Source organism: Nocardia sp. NPDC057440, from assembly GCF_042802915.1.
Taxonomy (GTDB): Bacteria; Actinomycetota; Actinomycetes; order Mycobacteriales; family Mycobacteriaceae; genus Nocardia.
In genome coordinates, this window is sequence record NZ_JBHVDF010000022.1 from 23,606 (window position 1) to 40,802 (window position 17,197).

Below are 17,197 nucleotides of genomic sequence, written 5' to 3' on the forward strand. Positions count from 1 at the left end.
CCGGGGGGGGGGTGGGAGGGCACGACGTCCACTCCCCCGCGCCCCCGCCCCCCCCTGCGGGGCACGGCCCGCGCCCCGCCATTGTTCGGTGGCCGATTCGAATAAGCGTCGGCGCCGTCGCGACGGGTGCGGAACACGGCCGCGAGCTGAAGCCGCGAGCGCGGCTGAGTCGCACCCAGCGCAGGGGCGAGTTCGAGTGGGTGCCGCGCTGTGATCCATGCGTATAGGCGGACGCTCGAAGGTGTTGCACCGGCAGATAAATGAGTGGAGTGCCGACGCCTGCCGCCGCTACCGTGGATCGGCAGTCGTTTCGATAGTGGGAAGGAGGTGTTGGCAATGAACGAACGTAACCAGGCACTGGTGTTGGCGGGGATGTACCCGGAGCACGGTGGGGAGCGGCCGGATTTGGTGGCGTGGCGGCGGCGCGCTGCGCTGCGCCGGTCCAGTGCTGCGCAACCTGTTCCCAGCAAGCGGCAGTATCGCCGGACGCGGAAACATAAGAATCAGTCGCAGGATTCGTGACACGAGGTATTTCGGTCAGTCAGCTGACTGCTTACAGCGGACCGGTTACAGCTGACGGCTCGCCGGTGACGGTTGACTGCTGACGGTTGACAGCTGATGGCTGATGGCTGATGGCTGATGGCTGATGGCTGACCCGCGATGCCGACCGCCGACCGCGGAGGTCGCCGAGTCGGGTGCGGTCCGCGTTCGGGGAGCGCGGCCCTGACCGCTGTTCGGAGGCGACTGGACAGTCCGCCGTGCCGGGCCCAGACTCGGATGGTAAGTAGTCTCGCCGGTGGGGTGCAGAATGCGTGATAACTGGTGCCCGAGTGTGGCCGAGCGGGTCGATCAGCTGTTCGCGACGTTTCACGCGCGGACGGAACCGGAGCGGTCCGGCGACGAGGTGGCCCGGGAGCTGACGCGGCGGGTGGGGTTCCCGGTATCGGCCGGGGTGTTGAAGGCGTTGCGGCGCGGTGTTTCCGATGGCGATCCCGCGGTCCTGGTCGCGTTGGCGGGGTATTTCGGTGTTCCCGGGCGCTATCTCACGGATGCCGGTCCAGAAGTCGTGGTGCTGCATCGGAACTTGGAACTGCTGCGGAGCATTCGCGAGGCCGGTGTCACCCGGTTGGCGTTGCGTGGCGGCGGTGCCCTGTGTGCGGATGCCGACCTGTCCGCCCTGGTGCGGGCGTTGGATGCCTTGTGAGTCCCGATCCGCGGAGGGATCCGATAATCGAGCAGCTGTGGCGGATGGCGGAAATGCTTGCCGTGCCACTGCCGTGGACCCTGGCGGCATTCATAGAGCGGGCCGAAGCTGTGACAGGCAAGCGAATTCGGCTATTGCCGGTGGCGGGTCTCCGCGCCGAGGGGGCACCGTGCGGGCTGGTGATGGAACGCACGGCCGAGATCGTCATCGCCTGTGACGCAGCGGCTTCGGATGCGGATGTCGGCCATGTCGTCCGGCATGAGGTGGGACATCTGCTGTTGAACCAGATCGGTGGCGCACCGGACCGGTCGATGGCCGAAGCGGTCGAGGCCCTGTTTCCCGGATTCGACCGGGATGAGGTGCTGCACGTTCTCGGACCACGAGATCGCGACGACGAAACAAACCGACGGCGCACCGTCTAGCCATGCTGATTGCCGCCCGGTAGCGGGCGATCGTTCGGGTCTGCGGTACCGGTGCTCGACATGGTGTGCCGCGGCTGCTATCCGCAGGGGTTGCCTGACGGCCTGTGACGCGTAGTCGGCGAGTCGTTCTCCGGAGCGATCATCGGCGTCGACAGGCAACCACCAGGCCGTCGCTGTGCCGATTCTTTTCCGGTCCGGACAACTGCGCCTGGGTGGTTCGCGCTCCTACATCCGGTCCGGAGTTCTCCATAAACAGCCGTGACCAGCTGATTCCGCGGTTCGAGCGCGGCTCGTTCGCGTCGCCCGCCGCGCGATTCTCCTAGCGTCGAGGTCGTGCGATTGATCGAACACCGGGCGGGGTCGTCGATCCGGATTCGGTCGGTAACAAGAAGATCCGTTCGAATCAGAGGGGGAGTCCTGATGTGGAAATCTGTGGCGGTCGGGGCCATGCTGCTGGTGACCGTAGCCGTTGGCGCGCCGGTTGCCGGAGCGGAGTCGACAGACGAGGTTGCGGGACACGGCGCTAACGTCGCGGAACATGCTGTGTTTCCGTGTCTTTGGCCCGTCTGCCTCTTGCGATAGCGGCGGCGAACCACGGCCCGACATCCGGTCTGCCGGGTGTCGGGCCGCCTGTGTCGGGCCGCCTGTGTCGGAGCGGCGTGGGTTGGGCGGGTTCGGCTACCAGCGACCTATACGCGGCGGTCAGGTCGGCGGTCGCAACGCCGCGAATTCGTCGGTCACGCGGAGGCCGGAGTCGGTGAAGCGGTATACCGCGGCGGGCCTGCCACCCGCGCGGCCGGGGGCCGTGGTGGCGCCCGTGGGGGTGATGACCCTGCGCCGGGTCAGGACTCGTTGCAGGTTCGTGGTGTCGACGTCGTAGCCGAGTGCGACGCAATAGATTTCGCGCAGGGTAGACATGGTGAAGCGGTCGGGGGCCAGGGCGAAGGCGATGTTGGTGTAGGAGAGTTTCGCGGCGAGTCGGGTGCGGGCGTGGTCGACGACCGTGCCGTGGTCGAAGGACATATCGGGCAGGGCGGAGACCGGGTGCCACGCGGTGTCGGAGGGTAGCTGCGGATCAGCGGTCAGCGGGACGAGTCCGAGGTAGGCCGAGGCGATGCGGCGCGGGTGGGGGACTCGGTCGGGCTTACTGAAGACCGACAGCTGCTCCAAGTGGGTCAGCTCGCGCACGTCGACCTTTTCGGCGAGCTGGCGCCTGGCCGAGTCGTCGAGGTCTTCATCGTCGCCCAGTCGGCCGCCCGGTAGCGACCAGGTGGCCTTCTGTGGGTCGAGTGCGCGCTGCCAGAGCAGCACGGCGAGTTCGGTTCGCTGGTCGGGTGGGCAGCGTCGGATGACCTCGCCGGAGCGCTCTGCGGGGCCGGGACCTGCGGTGATATCGGAGGGGAAGCGCCGCACCTGGAACACCGCGGTGAGCGATTCGTGGATGGTGTTACTATGGGGCACGTTTTCGATTATAAGTCGAAAACCTGGTTTGGTGCGAATTCGGCGGTGTTGCCGAGCGCATGGAGGAAGGAGCCACCATGGCGACGATGGGAGCAGAGCTCGCAACCGCGCCTGGCACCACGCTGATGGAGCAGGTCACCGACGGGCCCTCGGGATTCACTGGCGTCGAGGGGACGCCCGAGTGGGCGCGGGAGATCAAGCGATTGGCGCGCGAGCGCAACGCCACGATTCTCGCGCACAACTACCAGCTGCCCGAGATCCAGGACGTGGCCGATCATGTCGGGGACTCGCTGGCGCTGTCCCGGATCGCGGCCGAGGCGCCCGAGGACACCATCGTGTTCTGTGGCGTGCATTTCATGGCGGAGACGGCCAAGATCCTCAGCCCCGAGAAGACCGTGCTGATTCCGGACCAGCGGGCAGGCTGCTCGCTCGCCGATTCCATCACCGCGGACGAATTGCGCGCATGGAAGGCGGAATTCCCGAACGCCGTCGTCGTGTCGTATGTGAACACCACGGCCGCGGTGAAGGCGCTCACCGATATCTGCTGCACCTCCTCGAACGCGGTGGACGTGGTCGCCTCGATCGACCCGGACCGCGAGGTGCTGTTCCTGCCGGACCAGTTCCTCGGCGCACACGTCAAGCGCGTCACCGGTCGTGAGAACATGCAGATCTGGGCGGGCGAATGCCATGTGCACGCGGGCATCAACGGCGAGGAACTGCAGGAGCAGGCCCGCACCCACCCGGACGCCGAACTGTTCGTGCACCCCGAATGTGGTTGCGCCACTTCGGCGTTGTACCTCGCGGGTGCGGGTTCGTTCCCGGCCGACCGGGTGCACATCCTGTCCACCGGCGGCATGATCGATGCCGCCAGGGTCGCCAAGTCGAGCCAGGTGCTCGTCGCCACCGAGGTCGGCATGCTGCACCAGCTGCGCAAGGCCGCCCCCGGCATCGACTTCCAGGCCGTCAACGACCGGGCCTCGTGCAAATACATGAAGATGATCACCCCGGCCGCGTTGCTTCGAGCCCTGGTGGAGAACCGCGACGAGGTGCATGTCGATCTGGAAACCGCGGCGCTGGCGCGTAACTCGGTGCAGCGCATGATCGAGATCGGCAACCCGGGCGGTGGGGAATGAGCGCCGCCCGCCCGATGCTGGAAACGGCTGCGCTGGAATATGTTCCGGTGCGTCGGCTGACCGAGATCAATAACCGGGCCCACGTGCTCGTCCGGAGCGGCAGGAGCACATGACGATCGTGCCGCCCCGGATCGACTGGGAGGCCGACGCCGACCTGATCGTGATCGGTGGCGGTGTCGCCGGTCTGACCGCGGCGCGCACCGCGTCGCTGCGCGGTCTCCGGGTGCTCATCCTCAGCAAGGGCGGAGCGACCGACACCTCCACCCAGTACGCCCAGGGCGGGATCGCCGTCGTCGCGCCGCACGGGGATTCGGTGGAGTCCCATGTGGACGACACGGTCGAGGCAGGCGCCGGGCTCTGTGATGTCGATGCGGTGCGGTCGATCGTCGAAGGCGGTCAAGACGCGATCGTCGCGCTGACGGACCTGGGTGCGGTATTCGATCTCGGTCGCGACGGCCAGATTTCGCGCACCCGCGAGGGCGGGCACAGCACTCGACGGATCATCCACGCCGGCGGCGACGCCACCGGCGCGGAGGTGCAGCGTGCGCTGAACGCGGCCGGCCTTCCGGTCCTCTTCGGCACCGCGGCATTGGAGATCGTCACCGGTCCCGGCGGTGTGCAGGGCGTGATCGCGGTGTCCGAGCGCGGATTCGGGGTCGTGCACGCACCGGCGGTGCTGCTGGCCACCGGCGGGCTCGGCCAGCTGTACGCCCTCAGCACCAACCCGCCCGGTGCGACCGCGGACGGTATCGCGCTGGCGCTGTGGGCCGGAGCGACCGTGGCCGATCTGGAATTCGTCCAGTTCCACCCGACGGTGCTGTACACGCCGGGCGGGACCGGTCGCAGGCCGCTGATCAGTGAGGCCGTCCGCGGTGAGGGCGCGACACTGGTGGATTCCGAAGGCAATTCGGTGACCACGGGTGTGCACCCCCGAGGTGATCTGGCACCGCGTGACGTGGTGTCGCGGGCCATCGCGGAGCGGATGCGGGCACTCGGCGCCGACCACGTGTATCTCGACGCCAGGTCCATCGACGGATTCCCGCAACGGTTTCCGACGATTACCGCCTCTTGCCTGGCCGCGGGCATCGATCCCCGCACCGACCTCATCCCGGTCGCTCCCGCCGCGCACTATCAATGCGGCGGGGTGGTCACCGATACGCACGGCCGCACCGCCGTCCCCGGCTTGTACGCGGCGGGCGAGGTGGCGCGAACCGGCCTGCACGGCGCGAATCGGCTGGCCTCCAACAGCCTGCTCGAGGGGCTCGTCGTGGGCGAACGCGCCGGGGCGGCCGCGGCAGAACGCCTCGGAGAGGAAGTGCCCATCACCGAAATCCCGCTCCGTGCCGTACCCCGCGTCGACCGAATGCTGGTGCAACAGTTGATGACCGCGCACGGCTCGGTCGTCCGCGACGCCGCCGGTCTGGCCGATGCGACACGCAGGCTGGAGCATGCCGTGCTGCATCGCGTGACGCGGACGGGCCATGGTTCCGCGAGTCCGGCGGCGCGTGACAGCAGTGCGGCGCCGCGCGGTGCGGCGGCGATCGATCCGTCGATGGACGATGCCGCGGCGATACCCGGCGATCGGCCGGTGCAAGACGGTCGTGGGCCACGTAATGACACGGCGGAGCACAAAGACGCGTCGTCACCGAACGGCGTCGTGCCGCTACCGGGCCCGGCGCAGGGCTCGCCGAGCAGCATTGCGGCGCAACGCATCGCTGAGTTCGAGGATGCCGCGCTCACCTTGACCGCCCGAGTGCTGCTGCTGGCCGCCGCGGCCCGCACCGAGAGCCGCGGTTGCCACACCCGCTCCGACCACCAGGAGCCGACCGAACGCCAGCAGCACAGCGTCGCATTCCGCCTGGGTTCCGAGGGGCAACCGGTCCCGGCGCCCGATGGATTCGCCGTCGCCGACCCCTGGCCCCGAGACTCCCTCCCGAGCGCATCGTGACCGCAAGGGCGATGGATGGCACATGGTTGCGGCACAACGCGGGAAGCGCCCGTCACGGTGTGCCGCTCACCTCGGCCCGGGACCTCGAGTACTGCCCACTGCGGGCGTGGAGAGTAGGAGTGCAGTGATGAGTTCGGATAGTGGGCTCGAGCGGGGCGAGGTGCTCGCGCTTATTCGTACGGCGTTGGACGAGGATCTGCGGTACGGGCCCGACATCACTACTGCGGCAACGGTTCCCGCGGAGGCGGTGGTGAAGGCTTCGGTGGTGTCGCGGCAGCCCGGGACGGTCGCCGGGCTCGATGTCGGGTTGCTCGTCCTCGACGAGGTGATCGGAGCAGGGAACTACGAGATCACCGACCGGGTTGCCGATGGCACCCGGGTGACGCCGGGACAATCGGTGCTCGGACTGGTCGCACCGACGCGCGGTCTGCTCACCGCCGAACGCACCATGCTGAATCTGGTCTGCCACCTGTCGGGCATCGCGACGGCCACCGCCGCGTGGGTGGACGAGGTCGCCGGCACGACATGCCGGATCCGCGACAGCCGAAAGACATTGCCCGGCCTGCGCGCCCTGCAAAAGTACGCGGTGCGGGTAGGCGGGGGAGTGAACCACCGGATGGGTCTCGGCGACGCCGCGCTGATCAAGGACAACCACGTGGTCGCCGCCGGTTCGGTGGTCGATGCACTGCGCGCGGTCCGCGCCATGGCCCCTGACATCGCCTGCGAGGTCGAGGTCGACAGCCTCGAGCAACTGGACGCGGTGCTGGCCGAAAACGTGGAACTCGTCCTGCTGGACAACTTCCCGCTCTGGCAGACCCAGGCCGCCGTCCAGCGTCGCGACGCCAAGGCCCCGCAGACCCGACTCGAATCCTCCGGCGGCCTGACTCTCGACGATGCCGCCGGCTACGCCCGCACCGGTGTGGATTACCTGGCGGTGGGCGCACTCACCCACTCGGTGCGTGTGCTCGACCTCGGCTTGGACATGTAGCGGGACCGCCGTGGCCGAGCGCTCGCATCGCCTATGCGTGTCCGCTCAAGCCGTGAGTTCACGCTCGAGCGGGGTGCGGAAGCGGGGGATGGCGCGGACGTCGCCGAACCAGCCGGTGGTGCGGGCTACTTCGGCATCGATCATGGCTGCGGCGTCGGAGCCGACGTCTTCCAGGAGACGGTAGGCGATCTCGCCGTCCTTGCGTTGCGCCCAGCCGCCGACGATGCGGCCGTCGCACCAGATGGTGGGTCCGATATTGCCATTGCGGTCGAACAGGGCCGGTGCGTGCGGGCCCAGATACCAGTCGCGGGATTGCCAGCCCATCGGGGTGGGGTCGAGGGCGGGCAGCAGCGAGACCCAGGGGTCGGGGGTGGGGACGGGCTCCAGGTCATCGGCGAGCAGGAGGCCGGTGGCGCCGTCCAGGTCGACCTCGACGGTATCGAGCAGGGCGAGGGCCTTGCGGACATCGCCGAGGGACCAGCCGGTCCACCATTTGATATCTGTGAGGGGGGCGGGGCCGAAGGCCGACAACCACTTTCGGACCAGTTCGGCGCGGGCGAGGTCCGCCGGCATCGTCGCGACACCGTCGGGCAGCCACGACTCCGCCGGAGCCCAGCTGTATTGGCTACTGGTCCAGCTGCCGTTCGGGCGACCGCGCACGATGCGGCCTTCGACACCGAGGATCACCAGCACCCAGGTGGTGATGCTGGTCGGCTTCGAATACGCCTTCCCCGGTGCCGGATCCACCTGCGTGCGCAAGCGGGGCACGTCCTTGCTCAGCTGGGCGCCGGTGGCCGCGCCGCGAGCGAGCAGCGCCTTGTGGGTCTCGTCTTCGACATCGGCGAGCCATTCGCGGACATTGCCATCGACCACTCCGGCTACCTCGAGGAACTTGCCATAGGTGCGGCGCTGCTTCTCGGCGAGCGCGTCCGCGCACGAAGCCTGCAGCACCGGCAACAGCTCCACCGGCGCGACGAACATGGTGCGTCGCATCGCGAGCAGCCGCAGCAGGGTGCGATCGTCGTACAGTGCCTGCTCGACGTGCGCCGGAGTGGCGGTGTGGCTGCGCGCGCCGACCGACAGGAACACCGTCGCCGGATCGGTCGCGTGCAGAACGACGAGCGACCGCGCGATATCGGTGACCTCATCGGTGCGGGCGGCAGTGGCCAGCCGGTGTCGTAGCGCGAGCCGGGCTCGCCGCTGTGCCGCATCAATCGAACGCATAGGCGAATCTTAACCGCCGGGCACGCCGTGGTGATCCCCGATGGCGTCGAGCTCGTGCGTCAGAGCCCGAAGTCCTGCGGGTTCAGCCGCAAGGTCTGGCACGCTTCGCGCACTACTGCCATCTCGGACTGATCGAAGTCGCCGTCCGCGTTGCCGATCATGATGCCGATCTGGATCACGGCGTTCGCCTCGGTCGGCTTGCCAACGGCTTTGCTGATCTGCTGCAGGACATACGCGCGACCGAACGCGGGGTCGCTCGCGAGGCGGTGGCAGTTGTCTTCGAACAGTGCGCGCAGATCATCGATCGGAAAGTTCTGCAGGACGGGGTCGGACCCGATGAGCCCGGCCACGCGCACCCGCTCGGTCTGGTCGATGTCGCCGTCTGCGGCGGCTACCAGAGCGCAGATGCCCATGCTCGCGTCGCGAAAGGAGCCGCCGCGCAGCTCGTTCTTCTTGGCAAGCAGCTGCGCCCGCCACTGCGGCGCCTTATCCATCAGGAGGCTGATCGAGGCTGCGTTGGACATGAGGCGATTCAAGAAGGCCATGACAACTCCCCGGAACGATGCTCGGAGCGGCAGACCCGTGCCAGGCCCGAACGGTGGATCGACTATCGCGGACGATAGCAGGCGACGGCGCGACTCGCGTGCACCGAATTACCGTGCCTCGTCGAGGATTTACCGCGTTTCGATGCGTTCAGTCCGCCGGTTGCCAGGCGCGCACGAGATCGAGCAGGCCGGGAAAGCGCGTGTCGAGGTCCTCGATGCGCACGCGGCTGCGCCGTTCGAGCCCGTACTGCTGCTGGCGCGTGACCCCGGCCTCGCGCAGCACTCGAAAGTGGTGGGTGAGTGTCGATTTCGGTCGATCGATGCCGAACCAGCCGCAGGAGCGATCGGTATCGGGCGATTCCAGCAGCAGCTTCTGCACGATGTGCAGGCGCAGCGGGTCGCTGAGTACACCGAGCACGTCTTCGAGGCGGAGATCGTCGCGCGCGGGCTCGGGCAGCGGCGCGACGCTGGTGCCTGGTGCGCGGGTGGCCGACGGCATCGGGTCTCCTCGGTTCGCGGACGTCTTGTACGAGTTCTATCGTACTGGATGCTAAGTTCGACTACTGTCGTACTGGTACGAGAAAAGTCGAACAAGGAGATCGCATGACGGCAGTCGTGACTAGGCCGCACCAGTCGGCCGGAAAAGGCCGGGCGCATAGCGCAATGATCTGGCTGGCCGCGTGGCCGGTGTTCGCGGTGTTCATCCTGTCGAACGCGCCGACCCCGCTGTATGTCGTCTGGCAGCGCGCACTCGGCTTCTCCTCGGGCACCTTGACCGCGATCTTCGCCTGCTACATCGTCGGTCTGCTCGGCGCACTGCTGACGGCTGGTGTGGTGTCCGATCGCCTCGGCCGCAAGCCGGTGCTGCTGCCTGCGCTCGCGCTCGCGATGCTCGCGTGCGTGCTCTTCGCCACGGCGACTTCGGTATTCGTGCTCGCGCTCGCCCGGCTGCTGACCGGGATCGCGGTGGGCGCCGCCGTCTCCGCCGGGATGGCGGCGGTCACCGAGGTCGGCGGTCCGGATCGCACACGTCTTGCCGCACTGGCGGCGTCCGCGGCGATGGTCCTCGGCGCCGGCTTCGGGCCGTTGCTGGCCGGGGTGTTTTCGGAGACCTTGCCCGGCCCGACCGTCACCATCTTCGCCGTCGAGTTCGCGCTGTTGATCTCGGCATCGGTGGTGGTCGCACGCTTGCCCTTGCCGAAGGGCGCGGGCGGGCGCGGGTCGTGGATCCGGATTCCGGCGGTGGCACCGGGCGGGCGGGCGGCGGTATTGCTCGGGATCGCCGTCTTCGCGCCCGGGATCACCGCGACGTCCTTCGTGCTGTCGCTGGGCCCGTCGCTGTTGTCGAGCCTGCTCGGGGCGACCAACAGGGTTGTCGCGGGCGGGCTGGCCTTCGTCATGTTCCTCGGCGCGACCGGCATCCAGTTCGCGGTGCGGCGCTTGCCGATTCGCACCATCATGCTCGGCAGTGCCGTCGCGACCACGGCGAGCATGATCGCGCTCGGGGTGTCGGTGTTCACCGCGTCCATCATGTTGTTCGGCGTGGCCGCCGTACTGGCCGGTCTCGGGCAGGGGATGGGGCAATTCGCCGGACTGACGGCGATCAGCGCCGCCGTGCCCGCCGCGCGGCTGGCCGAGGCGAACGCCGCCCAGAATGTCGGCGGCTATGTGCCCGCGGCGGTGCTGCCGCTCGCGGCGGGTTTCCTCAGCGACGCAATCGGGTTGACCGGTGCCGCCGCCGCCTTCGCGATGGTCGTGCTCACTGCCGCGATCGCGGGTGGAATTCTGGTCGGCGTTCGCGGCGCCGGACACCGATCGCGGCATGGCATCATGCGAGGGTGACGCGCGGATACGGACTGCTTGCGGTGTGTTGTGCGGTGCTGAGTGTGCTGGCGGCGACCATTTCTGTCGCGCCGTCCGTTTCGGCGGAGCCGCAATGCCAGGTGCGAGTCGCGGTGCGGCCGATCACGCTGACCGTGGACGGTGAGGACGCGACGGGACTGGTCTACGAGCCGTATCGGTGCGCGCCGGGCGATCTCGTGCCGCGGGACCTGGTCACCGCCGTGCACGGGCACGGCGGTTCGGCCGCCGACTACGCCGGCTATCTGACCTCGATCGCGCAGCGCACCGCGACCCCGGTCGTGTCAATGGATCTGCGCAGCGCGACCAGCGTATGGAAGCCCGGTGAATGGAACCTCTGGGCAGGCTGGCACGACATCGTCGCGGCAACCCAGTGGTATCGGAACGAGCATCCCTCGATTGCCCGCACCGTGCTGTGGGGCTGGAGTCAGGGCGGGATCATGAGCGGCCTCGCCGTGGCCAACGGTCCGCGTGGACTGTTCGACTATTGGGTGAACAATTACGGCCCGGCAGACGATTTCACGATGTGGCTGGCCTCGGCGGGAATCGACCCGGAGCTGCCGGCGCAGATCGAACGCGACGCGGGCGGCTGCCCGCCGACCACTTGTCCGCAGGCCTACCTCGAACGCTCGCCCGCCCTGCTGGCAGGCCGGATGGACATAGAGCGCGCGTTCCTGGTGCACGGCATCGCCGATGACGTGGTGCCGTACGCTACCAGCGTGGAAATGCGGGCAGGCCTGCTCGCCGCGGGCAAGCCGACCTCGATGTACACCATCGTCACGGGCCGCGACCTCGACGGCGTCGTGGTGCCCGGTGACCACAGCGTCGGCCCGGCGTTCTTCGAAGGCGGCTGTGTGGTCGAACGCCTGCTCGCCGGCACGGAGCCGACCGAGGGCCCGGACCGCGACTATGTCGTGGATGTCGCGCACGGGCTTGTCACCGCCCCCGCCGCGCCGCCGAACGCGAAGTGCGCCGCCTGAGTCGCGCGATGGCGGCGACGCGGAGGAACAGTTCCGGCAGCCGTGTGGTTGCCTCGATGAGACGGATGATGAGGAAGAGGTGTGATGAGTAAGCCCGACGATCCCGCCTACCACTGGAACGGCGAAGAACTGGACCTGGACGCGTATCTGGCGCGCATCGGGTTCGACGGTGACCGCAGTCCGACCCTCGCGACGTTGCGGGCCCTTGTCTACGCGCACACCACCACGATCCCCTTCGAAAATCTGGAGATCATCCTGGGCCGTGACATTCCGCTGGATCTGGAGTCGTTGCAGAACAAGATGATCCGGCAGCGCCGCGGCGGCTACTGCTACGAGAACGTCGGGCTGTTCGCGGCCGTGCTGGAGCGGCTCGGCTTCGGCGTCACCGGTCTCAGCGGCCGCGTGACCATGGGCGTCGATATCGGCCTCCGGCCCGCCACCCACGCGCTGCTGCGTGTGACGACCAGCGACGACGACCGGGTGTGGCTCTGCGATGTCGGATTCGGTTCCGGCCCGCTGCAGCCCTACGAGCTGACCGAAGGTCGTGGTGAGTTCGCCCTCGGCGCGTGGCGATTCCGGTTGGAGCGCACCAGCGGCGAGCTGGACAGCGACCGGTGGGTGCTGCACCAGTTCGGCCGCGACGGCTGGATCGACCGCTACACGTTCACACTGAACCCGCAGTACCGCATCGATTTCGCGGTGGGCAATCACTTCGTGTCGACCTCGTCGCGTTCGCCCTTCACCATGCGGCCGTTCGTGCAGCGGTTTCTCCCGGATGTCCATCACATCCTGGACGGCACCGCCTGGACCGTGGAACGCCCGGACGGTTCGAGTGAGGTCCGGGAACTGGCACCCGGCGAACTGCCCAAGATCCTGTCGGAGGTCTTCGATATCGACCTCGCCGACGCCGACGCGGCGGCGCTGGCCGATGGGCCCTGGCTGGCGGGCTGACCAGCGGCCTGCGGCGCCCCGATGCCACGCGGCTACCCCGGCGCGCCGCCGTCGCCCGATACAGTCGGCTGGGTGCGCACCCACCGGAAGGTCCTCATCCTGTTCGCCGCGCCCGCCCTGGCGTTGACCGGTTGCAGTTCCGGCCCGGACCAGCCCGACACTGTCGCAGGACAATTCGCCGACGCGCTGAACCGCGACGATATCGCCGCTGCCGCGGCCCTGACCGACGACCCGGCCAAGGCCGCGGCCGCGCTGAACGGGCTCTACGACGGTCTCGGCAAAGAGGTGAGCTTCGAGGTCCGCTCGGCGGACAAGAACTCCTTCACCCTCGCCGCCACCTGGAAGTTCGGACCGGACGGCAAGAACGTGTGGACCTACACCACCACCGGCGCCGCGAACGACACCGGCGACGGGTGGAGGGTGAAGTGGGACCCGACCGCTGTCGCGCCCGGCCTCGACATCGGTCCGCTGACCTACGACCCGGTGTACCCCCAGCCCGCCCGCATCCTCGACGCGTCCGGCGGTGACCTGCTGACCCAGCAGGTGGTGACGCTGGTGAACGTGAGCCCCGGCGCGGACACCGGCGCGATCGCCGCCACGGTCGGACCGCTGGCCCCCGGCCTCACCGCGCAATCACTACAGTCGGATCTCGCTGCGGCCCAAGGCAAGCCGATCACCGCGATCACCCTGCGCGCCGCCGACATCGCGCCGATCCAGGCCACGCTCGAGACGACCCGCGGCGTCACCCTCGCCCCGCAGACCCGGCTGCTGACCAACGACAAGTCGCTGGCGTCGCCGACGCTGTCGGGCTTGGCCGAGCTCTGGCAGCAGCAGGTCGACGCGGCAACGGGCTGGGCGGTCCGGGTCCAGAACCCCGACGGTGGCAACCGCCTCGCCGGTCAAGATCCGCAGCCGACCGCCGACATCGCGACCACGCTGGATATCGACCTCCAGCACGCCGCCGAGGACGCGCTCATCCCGATTGCCCAACCCGCCACGATCGTCGCGCTGCAACCATCCACCGGCAAGGTGCTCGCGGTCGCCCAGAACGCCGCCGCCGACGCGCAGGGCCCGATCGCGCTCACCGGGCTGTACCCGCCGGGCTCGACCTTCAAGACCGTCACGGTCTCGGCCGCACTGCAAGCGGGGTCGGTCAGGCCCGACACCGTGCTGCCCTGCCCTGGCGTCGCGAATATCGAGGGCCGCCGGATTCCGAACGACGACGATTTCGACCTCGGTCAGGTGCCGCTGCACACCGCCTTCGCGCGCTCCTGCAACACCACCATGGGCGGCTTAGCGGTGAAGTTGCCAGCCGACGCGTTGACGAAAGCAGCCGCACAGCTCGGCCTCGGTGTCGACTACGTCACACCGGGACTGACCACCGTCACCGGTAAAGTGCCGCCCGCCGAAACCCCCGCACAGCGAGTCGAATCCGGTATCGGACAGGGCCAGGTAACAGCCTCGCCGTTCGGGATGGCGCTGGTCGCGGCCGCGCTCGCCCGAGGTTCGGCGCCCGCGCCTGTACTGGTGACCGGGCGGCCGGGCGTCGCGGACAGGACCGCGGAAACACTGCCGCAGACCGTCGATGACCAGGTGAAATCCATGATGCGCGAGACCGTCACCGGTGGCACCGCCACCGCGCTGCGTGACATCCCCGGCCTGCTCGGCAAGACCGGCACCGCGGAGTACATCGACGACAAGCACGCGCACGGCTGGTTCGTCGGCATCGATGGGGACCTGGCGTTCGCCGTATTCGTCAGTGACGCGGGTAGTTCGGGCCACGCGGTGGAGGCTGCGGGACGTATGCTGCGGGCGCGGCGATAGTCATCGTCGCGGTGTGGGCGGTGGATATGTCCCCGCTGCCGCGTGCCCCGGTTTGCGGCCCGCTACACTCGTCCCGGAAACGCGTGGGTGGTCAATACGCGGTATGTCACGATTTCGAGAAGGTTCGGAGTAGGCGTCATCGATACCGGTCAATTGATCGCGGAACACTACCGCCTGGTCGAGCGGATTGGTAGCGGCGGCACAGGTGTCGTCTGGCGTGCCATGGACGAACGGCTGCAGCGCTCGGTAGCGGTCAAGCAGATCCACATCCAGCCCAGCCTGCCTCCGGCCGACCGCGACGTCATGCGACAGCGAGCAATCCGCGAGGCGCGCAATGCGGCCCGATTCCAGCATCCGAACGCCATCGTGGTGTTCGACATCACCGAGCACGAGGGCGACCCGTGTCTGGTGATGGAGTACATGAATTCACGCAGCCTGGCCGCGGTGATCTCCGCGCAGGGCATGCTGGCGCTGCCACAGGTCTCGCGGATGGGCGAGCAGGTGGCCTCGGCGCTGATCGCGGCGCATCAGGCGGGCATCGTGCACCGCGACGTCAAGCCGGGCAACATCCTGCTCGACGACCACGGCACGGTGAAGATCACCGATTTCGGCATCTCGCGCGCCACCGGTGACGTCACGCTGACCGAGACCGGCCTGATCTGCGGCACCGCCGCCTATCTCGCCCCGGAATGCGCTCGCGGCGCCGACCCCACCCCGGCCTCGGACGTATTCGCCTTGGGCGCAACCCTTTTCCATGCGCTGGAGGGCGAGCCGCCCTACGGCGCGAGCGCCAACCCGCTCGCGGTGCTGTACGCGGCCGCCAACGGCCAGGTGAGCGAGCCGCGCCACGCCGGCCCGGCCACCGATTTCCTGCTGCAGCTGCTGAGTCCGGAACCCGAGGACCGGCCGACCATGCGGGCCGCGCACGACCATCTCGCCGCGCTCGCGGACTCCGGGTCCACGCCGGTGCCCGCCGGATTCATCCCTGCCAGTGAGGCTTTCGGCAGGCGGAAGGTCGGTGAGCCCGAATCGGCCACCCGGGCACTGCGCCCGTCGGTCAACGCCTCGACGCAGTATCCGCCCACCGAACGGCAATCGCGTCCGATGCCGCCGCCCCGAAACACCAGACAGCCCAACACTGCCGCACATCCGCGCACCGCGTCGCATCCGCGCACGACAACGCAGCCGAGACCGGTGCCGCGTAAGTCGGGCGGCAAGCGCAAGGCGGTGCTGATCGGCGCGTCGGTGGGTGCGTTGGTGGTGGTGGTCGCGCTCCTGATCGGCGCACTGGCCCAGGGCGGCGGCGGCACGCCGTCCGGGCAGGCAAGTCCGCCGTCGTCGAGCGCCTCAGCGGGCGGCACGAGCTCCTCGGTGACGCCGGGCGCACCCGGTCAGACAGCCAGTACGGGGACCGTCGATTGGGGATCCGCCGGACAGCTGGTGGTGGATTTCTACAACAACCCCGCTGATTCCTGGTCGCTGCTCACTCCGGCGGCACAGAAGGTGTACGGCACCGAGCAATCCTTCCGGCAGTACTGGAGCTCACGCACCATCGATTCGTTCAGCAACATCGATGCCTACAAGCGCGCCAACAACTCTGACGGATCCGTCGACATGCGTATGGGTGACCTGACGGTCAACGGCCAGTCCAAGCAGGTGACGCTGCGCGTGATCAGCGCCAGCGGCGGCAAGCTGCTCATCGACAGCGACACCAAGGCCGCGGGCTGACCCGATCACCGCAGGCGGGAATGCGCGGTGCTCTCGCGCCACGTCGCCAGCAGCTGCAACGCTGTCGCGCTGGCCGATTCCGCCTCGGTGGTGTGCATGACCAGGGCCTGGTCCGGGTCGTCGGGCAGGCGCAGCGTTTCGAAACCGAGATCCAGCCTGCCGACCACCGGGTGCAGATAGACGTAGCGGCCGTGGGTTTTGTCCTCGAGTTCGTGTTTGTCCCAATGTTTGCGGAACTCCGGGATGTCGCCGAGCTCCGCGAGCAAGGTCGTGATGCCCTCGTCGCCGGGATTGCGGGCCGCGTCCAACCGGAGATAGGCGACGACATCGGCGGCCTTGGCGGGCCAATCCTCGTAGAGCTCGCGCATGCCCTCGTCCAGGAAGACCAGTCGGGCCAGGTTGCGTTCGCGGGGCGGTAGCGCGCCGAAGTCGGTGATGAGTGCCGCGGCAAGCGGATTCCAGGCCAGCACGGTGGTGCCGCGCCCGACCACATAGGCGGGTATATCGCCCGCGGCGTCGAGCAGTCTGCGCAGACCGGGGCGCACCTGCTGCTCGCCGGGTGATTCTTCGCCGGACCACGGACGCGCCAGCCGGTACAGATGTTCGCGTTCCAGCGGGTTCAGCCGCAGCGCCTGTGCCACCGCGTCCAGTACCGAATCCGAAAAGTGCAGTGTGCGGCCCTGTTCCAGGCGCACATAGTGATCGACACTCACACCGGCCACCATCGCCAGTTCTTCGCGGCGCAGGCCGGGCACCCGGCGCCGGCTGCCGTAGCCGGGCAGCCCGACCTCCTCGGGACGCAGGCGCGCCCGCCGGGAACGCAGGAATTCGCCGAGTTCGGCGCGTCGATCCAGACTCACGATTCCAGTATTACCGCGCGGTCGCCCACGAGGGTGGTCACGGTGTGCCCAGGCTCGCGCGGCGCTGTT

16 protein-coding genes are annotated in these 17,197 nt (G+C 68.6%); 11 read left to right on the plus strand and 5 right to left on the minus strand.

Annotated features, from left to right (window positions below; translation table 11 throughout):
* Nucleotides 1-336: 336 nt before the first annotated feature.
* From ACFU4Z_RS32260 to ACFU4Z_RS32270, 3 genes are all read left to right on the plus strand, one after another.
* On the plus strand, nucleotides 337-522 hold the full coding sequence (locus ACFU4Z_RS32260; protein WP_379070783.1) for a hypothetical protein: 186 nt from the start codon (nucleotides 337-339) through the stop codon (nucleotides 520-522).
* A 286-nt stretch (nucleotides 523-808) separates the two neighbouring features.
* Nucleotides 809-1,204 carry a hypothetical protein gene (locus ACFU4Z_RS32265; RefSeq protein WP_379070785.1) on the plus strand — a complete coding sequence of 132 codons (396 nt, stop codon included), beginning with the start codon at nucleotides 809-811 and terminating at the stop codon, nucleotides 1,202-1,204.
* A complete protein-coding gene (locus ACFU4Z_RS32270) occupies nucleotides 1,201-1,626 on the plus strand; it encodes a hypothetical protein (protein ID WP_379070788.1) in 426 nt (141 codons plus the stop codon). The genes ACFU4Z_RS32265 and ACFU4Z_RS32270 overlap by 4 nt, the downstream gene beginning before the upstream one ends.
* Before the next feature lie 702 nt (nucleotides 1,627-2,328).
* Here the strand turns inward: ACFU4Z_RS32270 and ACFU4Z_RS32275 are convergent.
* A complete protein-coding gene (locus ACFU4Z_RS32275) occupies nucleotides 2,329-3,087 on the minus strand; it encodes an NUDIX domain-containing protein (protein ID WP_379070790.1) in 759 nt (252 codons plus the stop codon).
* Nucleotides 3,088-3,164: 77 nt separating this feature from the next.
* Between ACFU4Z_RS32275 and nadA the strand changes: the two genes are divergently transcribed.
* From nadA to nadC, 3 genes are all read left to right on the plus strand, one after another.
* Nucleotides 3,165-4,220 carry a quinolinate synthase NadA gene (nadA, locus tag ACFU4Z_RS32280; protein ID WP_379070793.1) on the plus strand — a complete coding sequence of 352 codons (1,056 nt, stop codon included), beginning with the start codon at nucleotides 3,165-3,167 and terminating at the stop codon, nucleotides 4,218-4,220.
* Between the two features lie 109 nt (nucleotides 4,221-4,329).
* Nucleotides 4,330-6,168 carry an L-aspartate oxidase gene (locus ACFU4Z_RS32285; protein ID WP_379070794.1) on the plus strand — a complete coding sequence of 613 codons (1,839 nt, stop codon included), beginning with the start codon at nucleotides 4,330-4,332 and terminating at the stop codon, nucleotides 6,166-6,168.
* Between the two features lie 127 nt (nucleotides 6,169-6,295).
* Entirely contained in the window at nucleotides 6,296-7,156 is an 861-nt protein-coding gene (gene nadC, locus ACFU4Z_RS32290; RefSeq protein ID WP_379070796.1) for a carboxylating nicotinate-nucleotide diphosphorylase, read from the plus strand.
* Nucleotides 7,157-7,201: 45 nt separating this feature from the next.
* Here nadC and ACFU4Z_RS32295 read toward each other — a convergent pair whose 3' ends face one another.
* The 3 genes from ACFU4Z_RS32295 to ACFU4Z_RS32305 form a co-directional block, all read right to left on the minus strand.
* Nucleotides 7,202-8,380: a winged helix DNA-binding domain-containing protein gene (locus ACFU4Z_RS32295; RefSeq protein ID WP_379070798.1), complete on the minus strand. Its 1,179-nt coding sequence runs from the start codon at nucleotides 8,378-8,380 to the stop codon at nucleotides 7,202-7,204.
* 59 nt (nucleotides 8,381-8,439) lie between these two features.
* Nucleotides 8,440-8,904 carry a tellurite resistance TerB family protein gene (locus ACFU4Z_RS32300; protein ID WP_379070801.1) on the minus strand — a complete coding sequence of 155 codons (465 nt, stop codon included), beginning with the start codon at nucleotides 8,902-8,904 and terminating at the stop codon, nucleotides 8,440-8,442.
* A 169-nt stretch (nucleotides 8,905-9,073) separates the two neighbouring features.
* Nucleotides 9,074-9,424 (minus strand): ArsR/SmtB family transcription factor, encoded by a 351-nt coding sequence (locus tag ACFU4Z_RS32305; RefSeq protein ID WP_379070804.1) that lies wholly within the window; start codon nucleotides 9,422-9,424, stop codon nucleotides 9,074-9,076.
* Between the two features lie 104 nt (nucleotides 9,425-9,528).
* Between ACFU4Z_RS32305 and ACFU4Z_RS32310 the strand changes: the two genes are divergently transcribed.
* The 5 genes from ACFU4Z_RS32310 (at nucleotide 9,529) to ACFU4Z_RS32330 (ending at nucleotide 16,268) form a co-directional block, all read left to right on the plus strand.
* A complete protein-coding gene (locus ACFU4Z_RS32310; protein WP_379070807.1) occupies nucleotides 9,529-10,767 on the plus strand; it encodes an MFS transporter in 1,239 nt (412 codons plus the stop codon).
* Nucleotides 10,764-11,765, plus strand: coding sequence for an alpha/beta hydrolase family protein (locus ACFU4Z_RS32315; RefSeq protein WP_379070810.1), 1,002 nt, complete (start codon nucleotides 10,764-10,766; stop codon nucleotides 11,763-11,765). The genes ACFU4Z_RS32310 and ACFU4Z_RS32315 overlap by 4 nt, the downstream gene beginning before the upstream one ends.
* Nucleotides 11,766-11,849: 84 nt before the next feature.
* A complete protein-coding gene (locus tag ACFU4Z_RS32320) occupies nucleotides 11,850-12,716 on the plus strand; it encodes an arylamine N-acetyltransferase (RefSeq protein WP_379070813.1) in 867 nt (288 codons plus the stop codon).
* A gap of 72 nt (nucleotides 12,717-12,788) precedes the next feature.
* Complete coding sequence (locus ACFU4Z_RS32325) at nucleotides 12,789-14,540, plus strand: penicillin-binding transpeptidase domain-containing protein (RefSeq protein WP_379070816.1); 1,752 nt, start codon at nucleotides 12,789-12,791, stop codon at nucleotides 14,538-14,540.
* A gap of 87 nt (nucleotides 14,541-14,627) precedes the next feature.
* On the plus strand, nucleotides 14,628-16,268 hold the full coding sequence (locus ACFU4Z_RS32330) for a protein kinase (protein WP_379070820.1): 1,641 nt from the start codon (nucleotides 14,628-14,630) through the stop codon (nucleotides 16,266-16,268).
* A 5-nt stretch (nucleotides 16,269-16,273) separates the two neighbouring features.
* On the opposite strand, the gene ACFU4Z_RS32335 is transcribed toward ACFU4Z_RS32330, so the two are convergent.
* On the minus strand, nucleotides 16,274-17,128 hold the full coding sequence (locus tag ACFU4Z_RS32335) for a helix-turn-helix transcriptional regulator (RefSeq protein WP_379070823.1): 855 nt from the start codon (nucleotides 17,126-17,128) through the stop codon (nucleotides 16,274-16,276).
* Nucleotides 17,129-17,197: the final 69 nt, after the last annotated feature.

Excerpts from the sequence above, each read along its gene's own strand:
- ACFU4Z_RS32265 (WP_379070785.1), top strand. The coding sequence starts at position 809 with ATGCGTGATAACTGGTGCCCGAGTGTGGCCGAGCGGGTCGATCAGCTG.
- ACFU4Z_RS32305 (WP_379070804.1), bottom strand. The coding sequence starts at position 9,424 with ATGCCGTCGGCCACCCGCGCACCAGGCACCAGCGTCGCGCCGCTGCCC.
- ACFU4Z_RS32300 (WP_379070801.1), bottom strand. The coding sequence starts at position 8,904 with ATGTCCAACGCAGCCTCGATCAGCCTCCTGATGGATAAGGCGCCGCAG.
- ACFU4Z_RS32285 (WP_379070794.1), top strand. The coding sequence starts at position 4,330 with ATGACGATCGTGCCGCCCCGGATCGACTGGGAGGCCGACGCCGACCTG.
- nadA (WP_379070793.1), top strand. The coding sequence starts at position 3,165 with ATGGCGACGATGGGAGCAGAGCTCGCAACCGCGCCTGGCACCACGCTG.
- ACFU4Z_RS32295 (WP_379070798.1), bottom strand. The coding sequence starts at position 8,380 with ATGCGTTCGATTGATGCGGCACAGCGGCGAGCCCGGCTCGCGCTACGA.
- ACFU4Z_RS32310 (WP_379070807.1), top strand. The coding sequence starts at position 9,529 with ATGACGGCAGTCGTGACTAGGCCGCACCAGTCGGCCGGAAAAGGCCGG.
- ACFU4Z_RS32260 (WP_379070783.1), top strand. The coding sequence starts at position 337 with ATGAACGAACGTAACCAGGCACTGGTGTTGGCGGGGATGTACCCGGAG.
- ACFU4Z_RS32320 (WP_379070813.1), top strand. The coding sequence starts at position 11,850 with ATGAGTAAGCCCGACGATCCCGCCTACCACTGGAACGGCGAAGAACTG.
- nadC (WP_379070796.1), top strand. The coding sequence starts at position 6,296 with ATGAGTTCGGATAGTGGGCTCGAGCGGGGCGAGGTGCTCGCGCTTATT.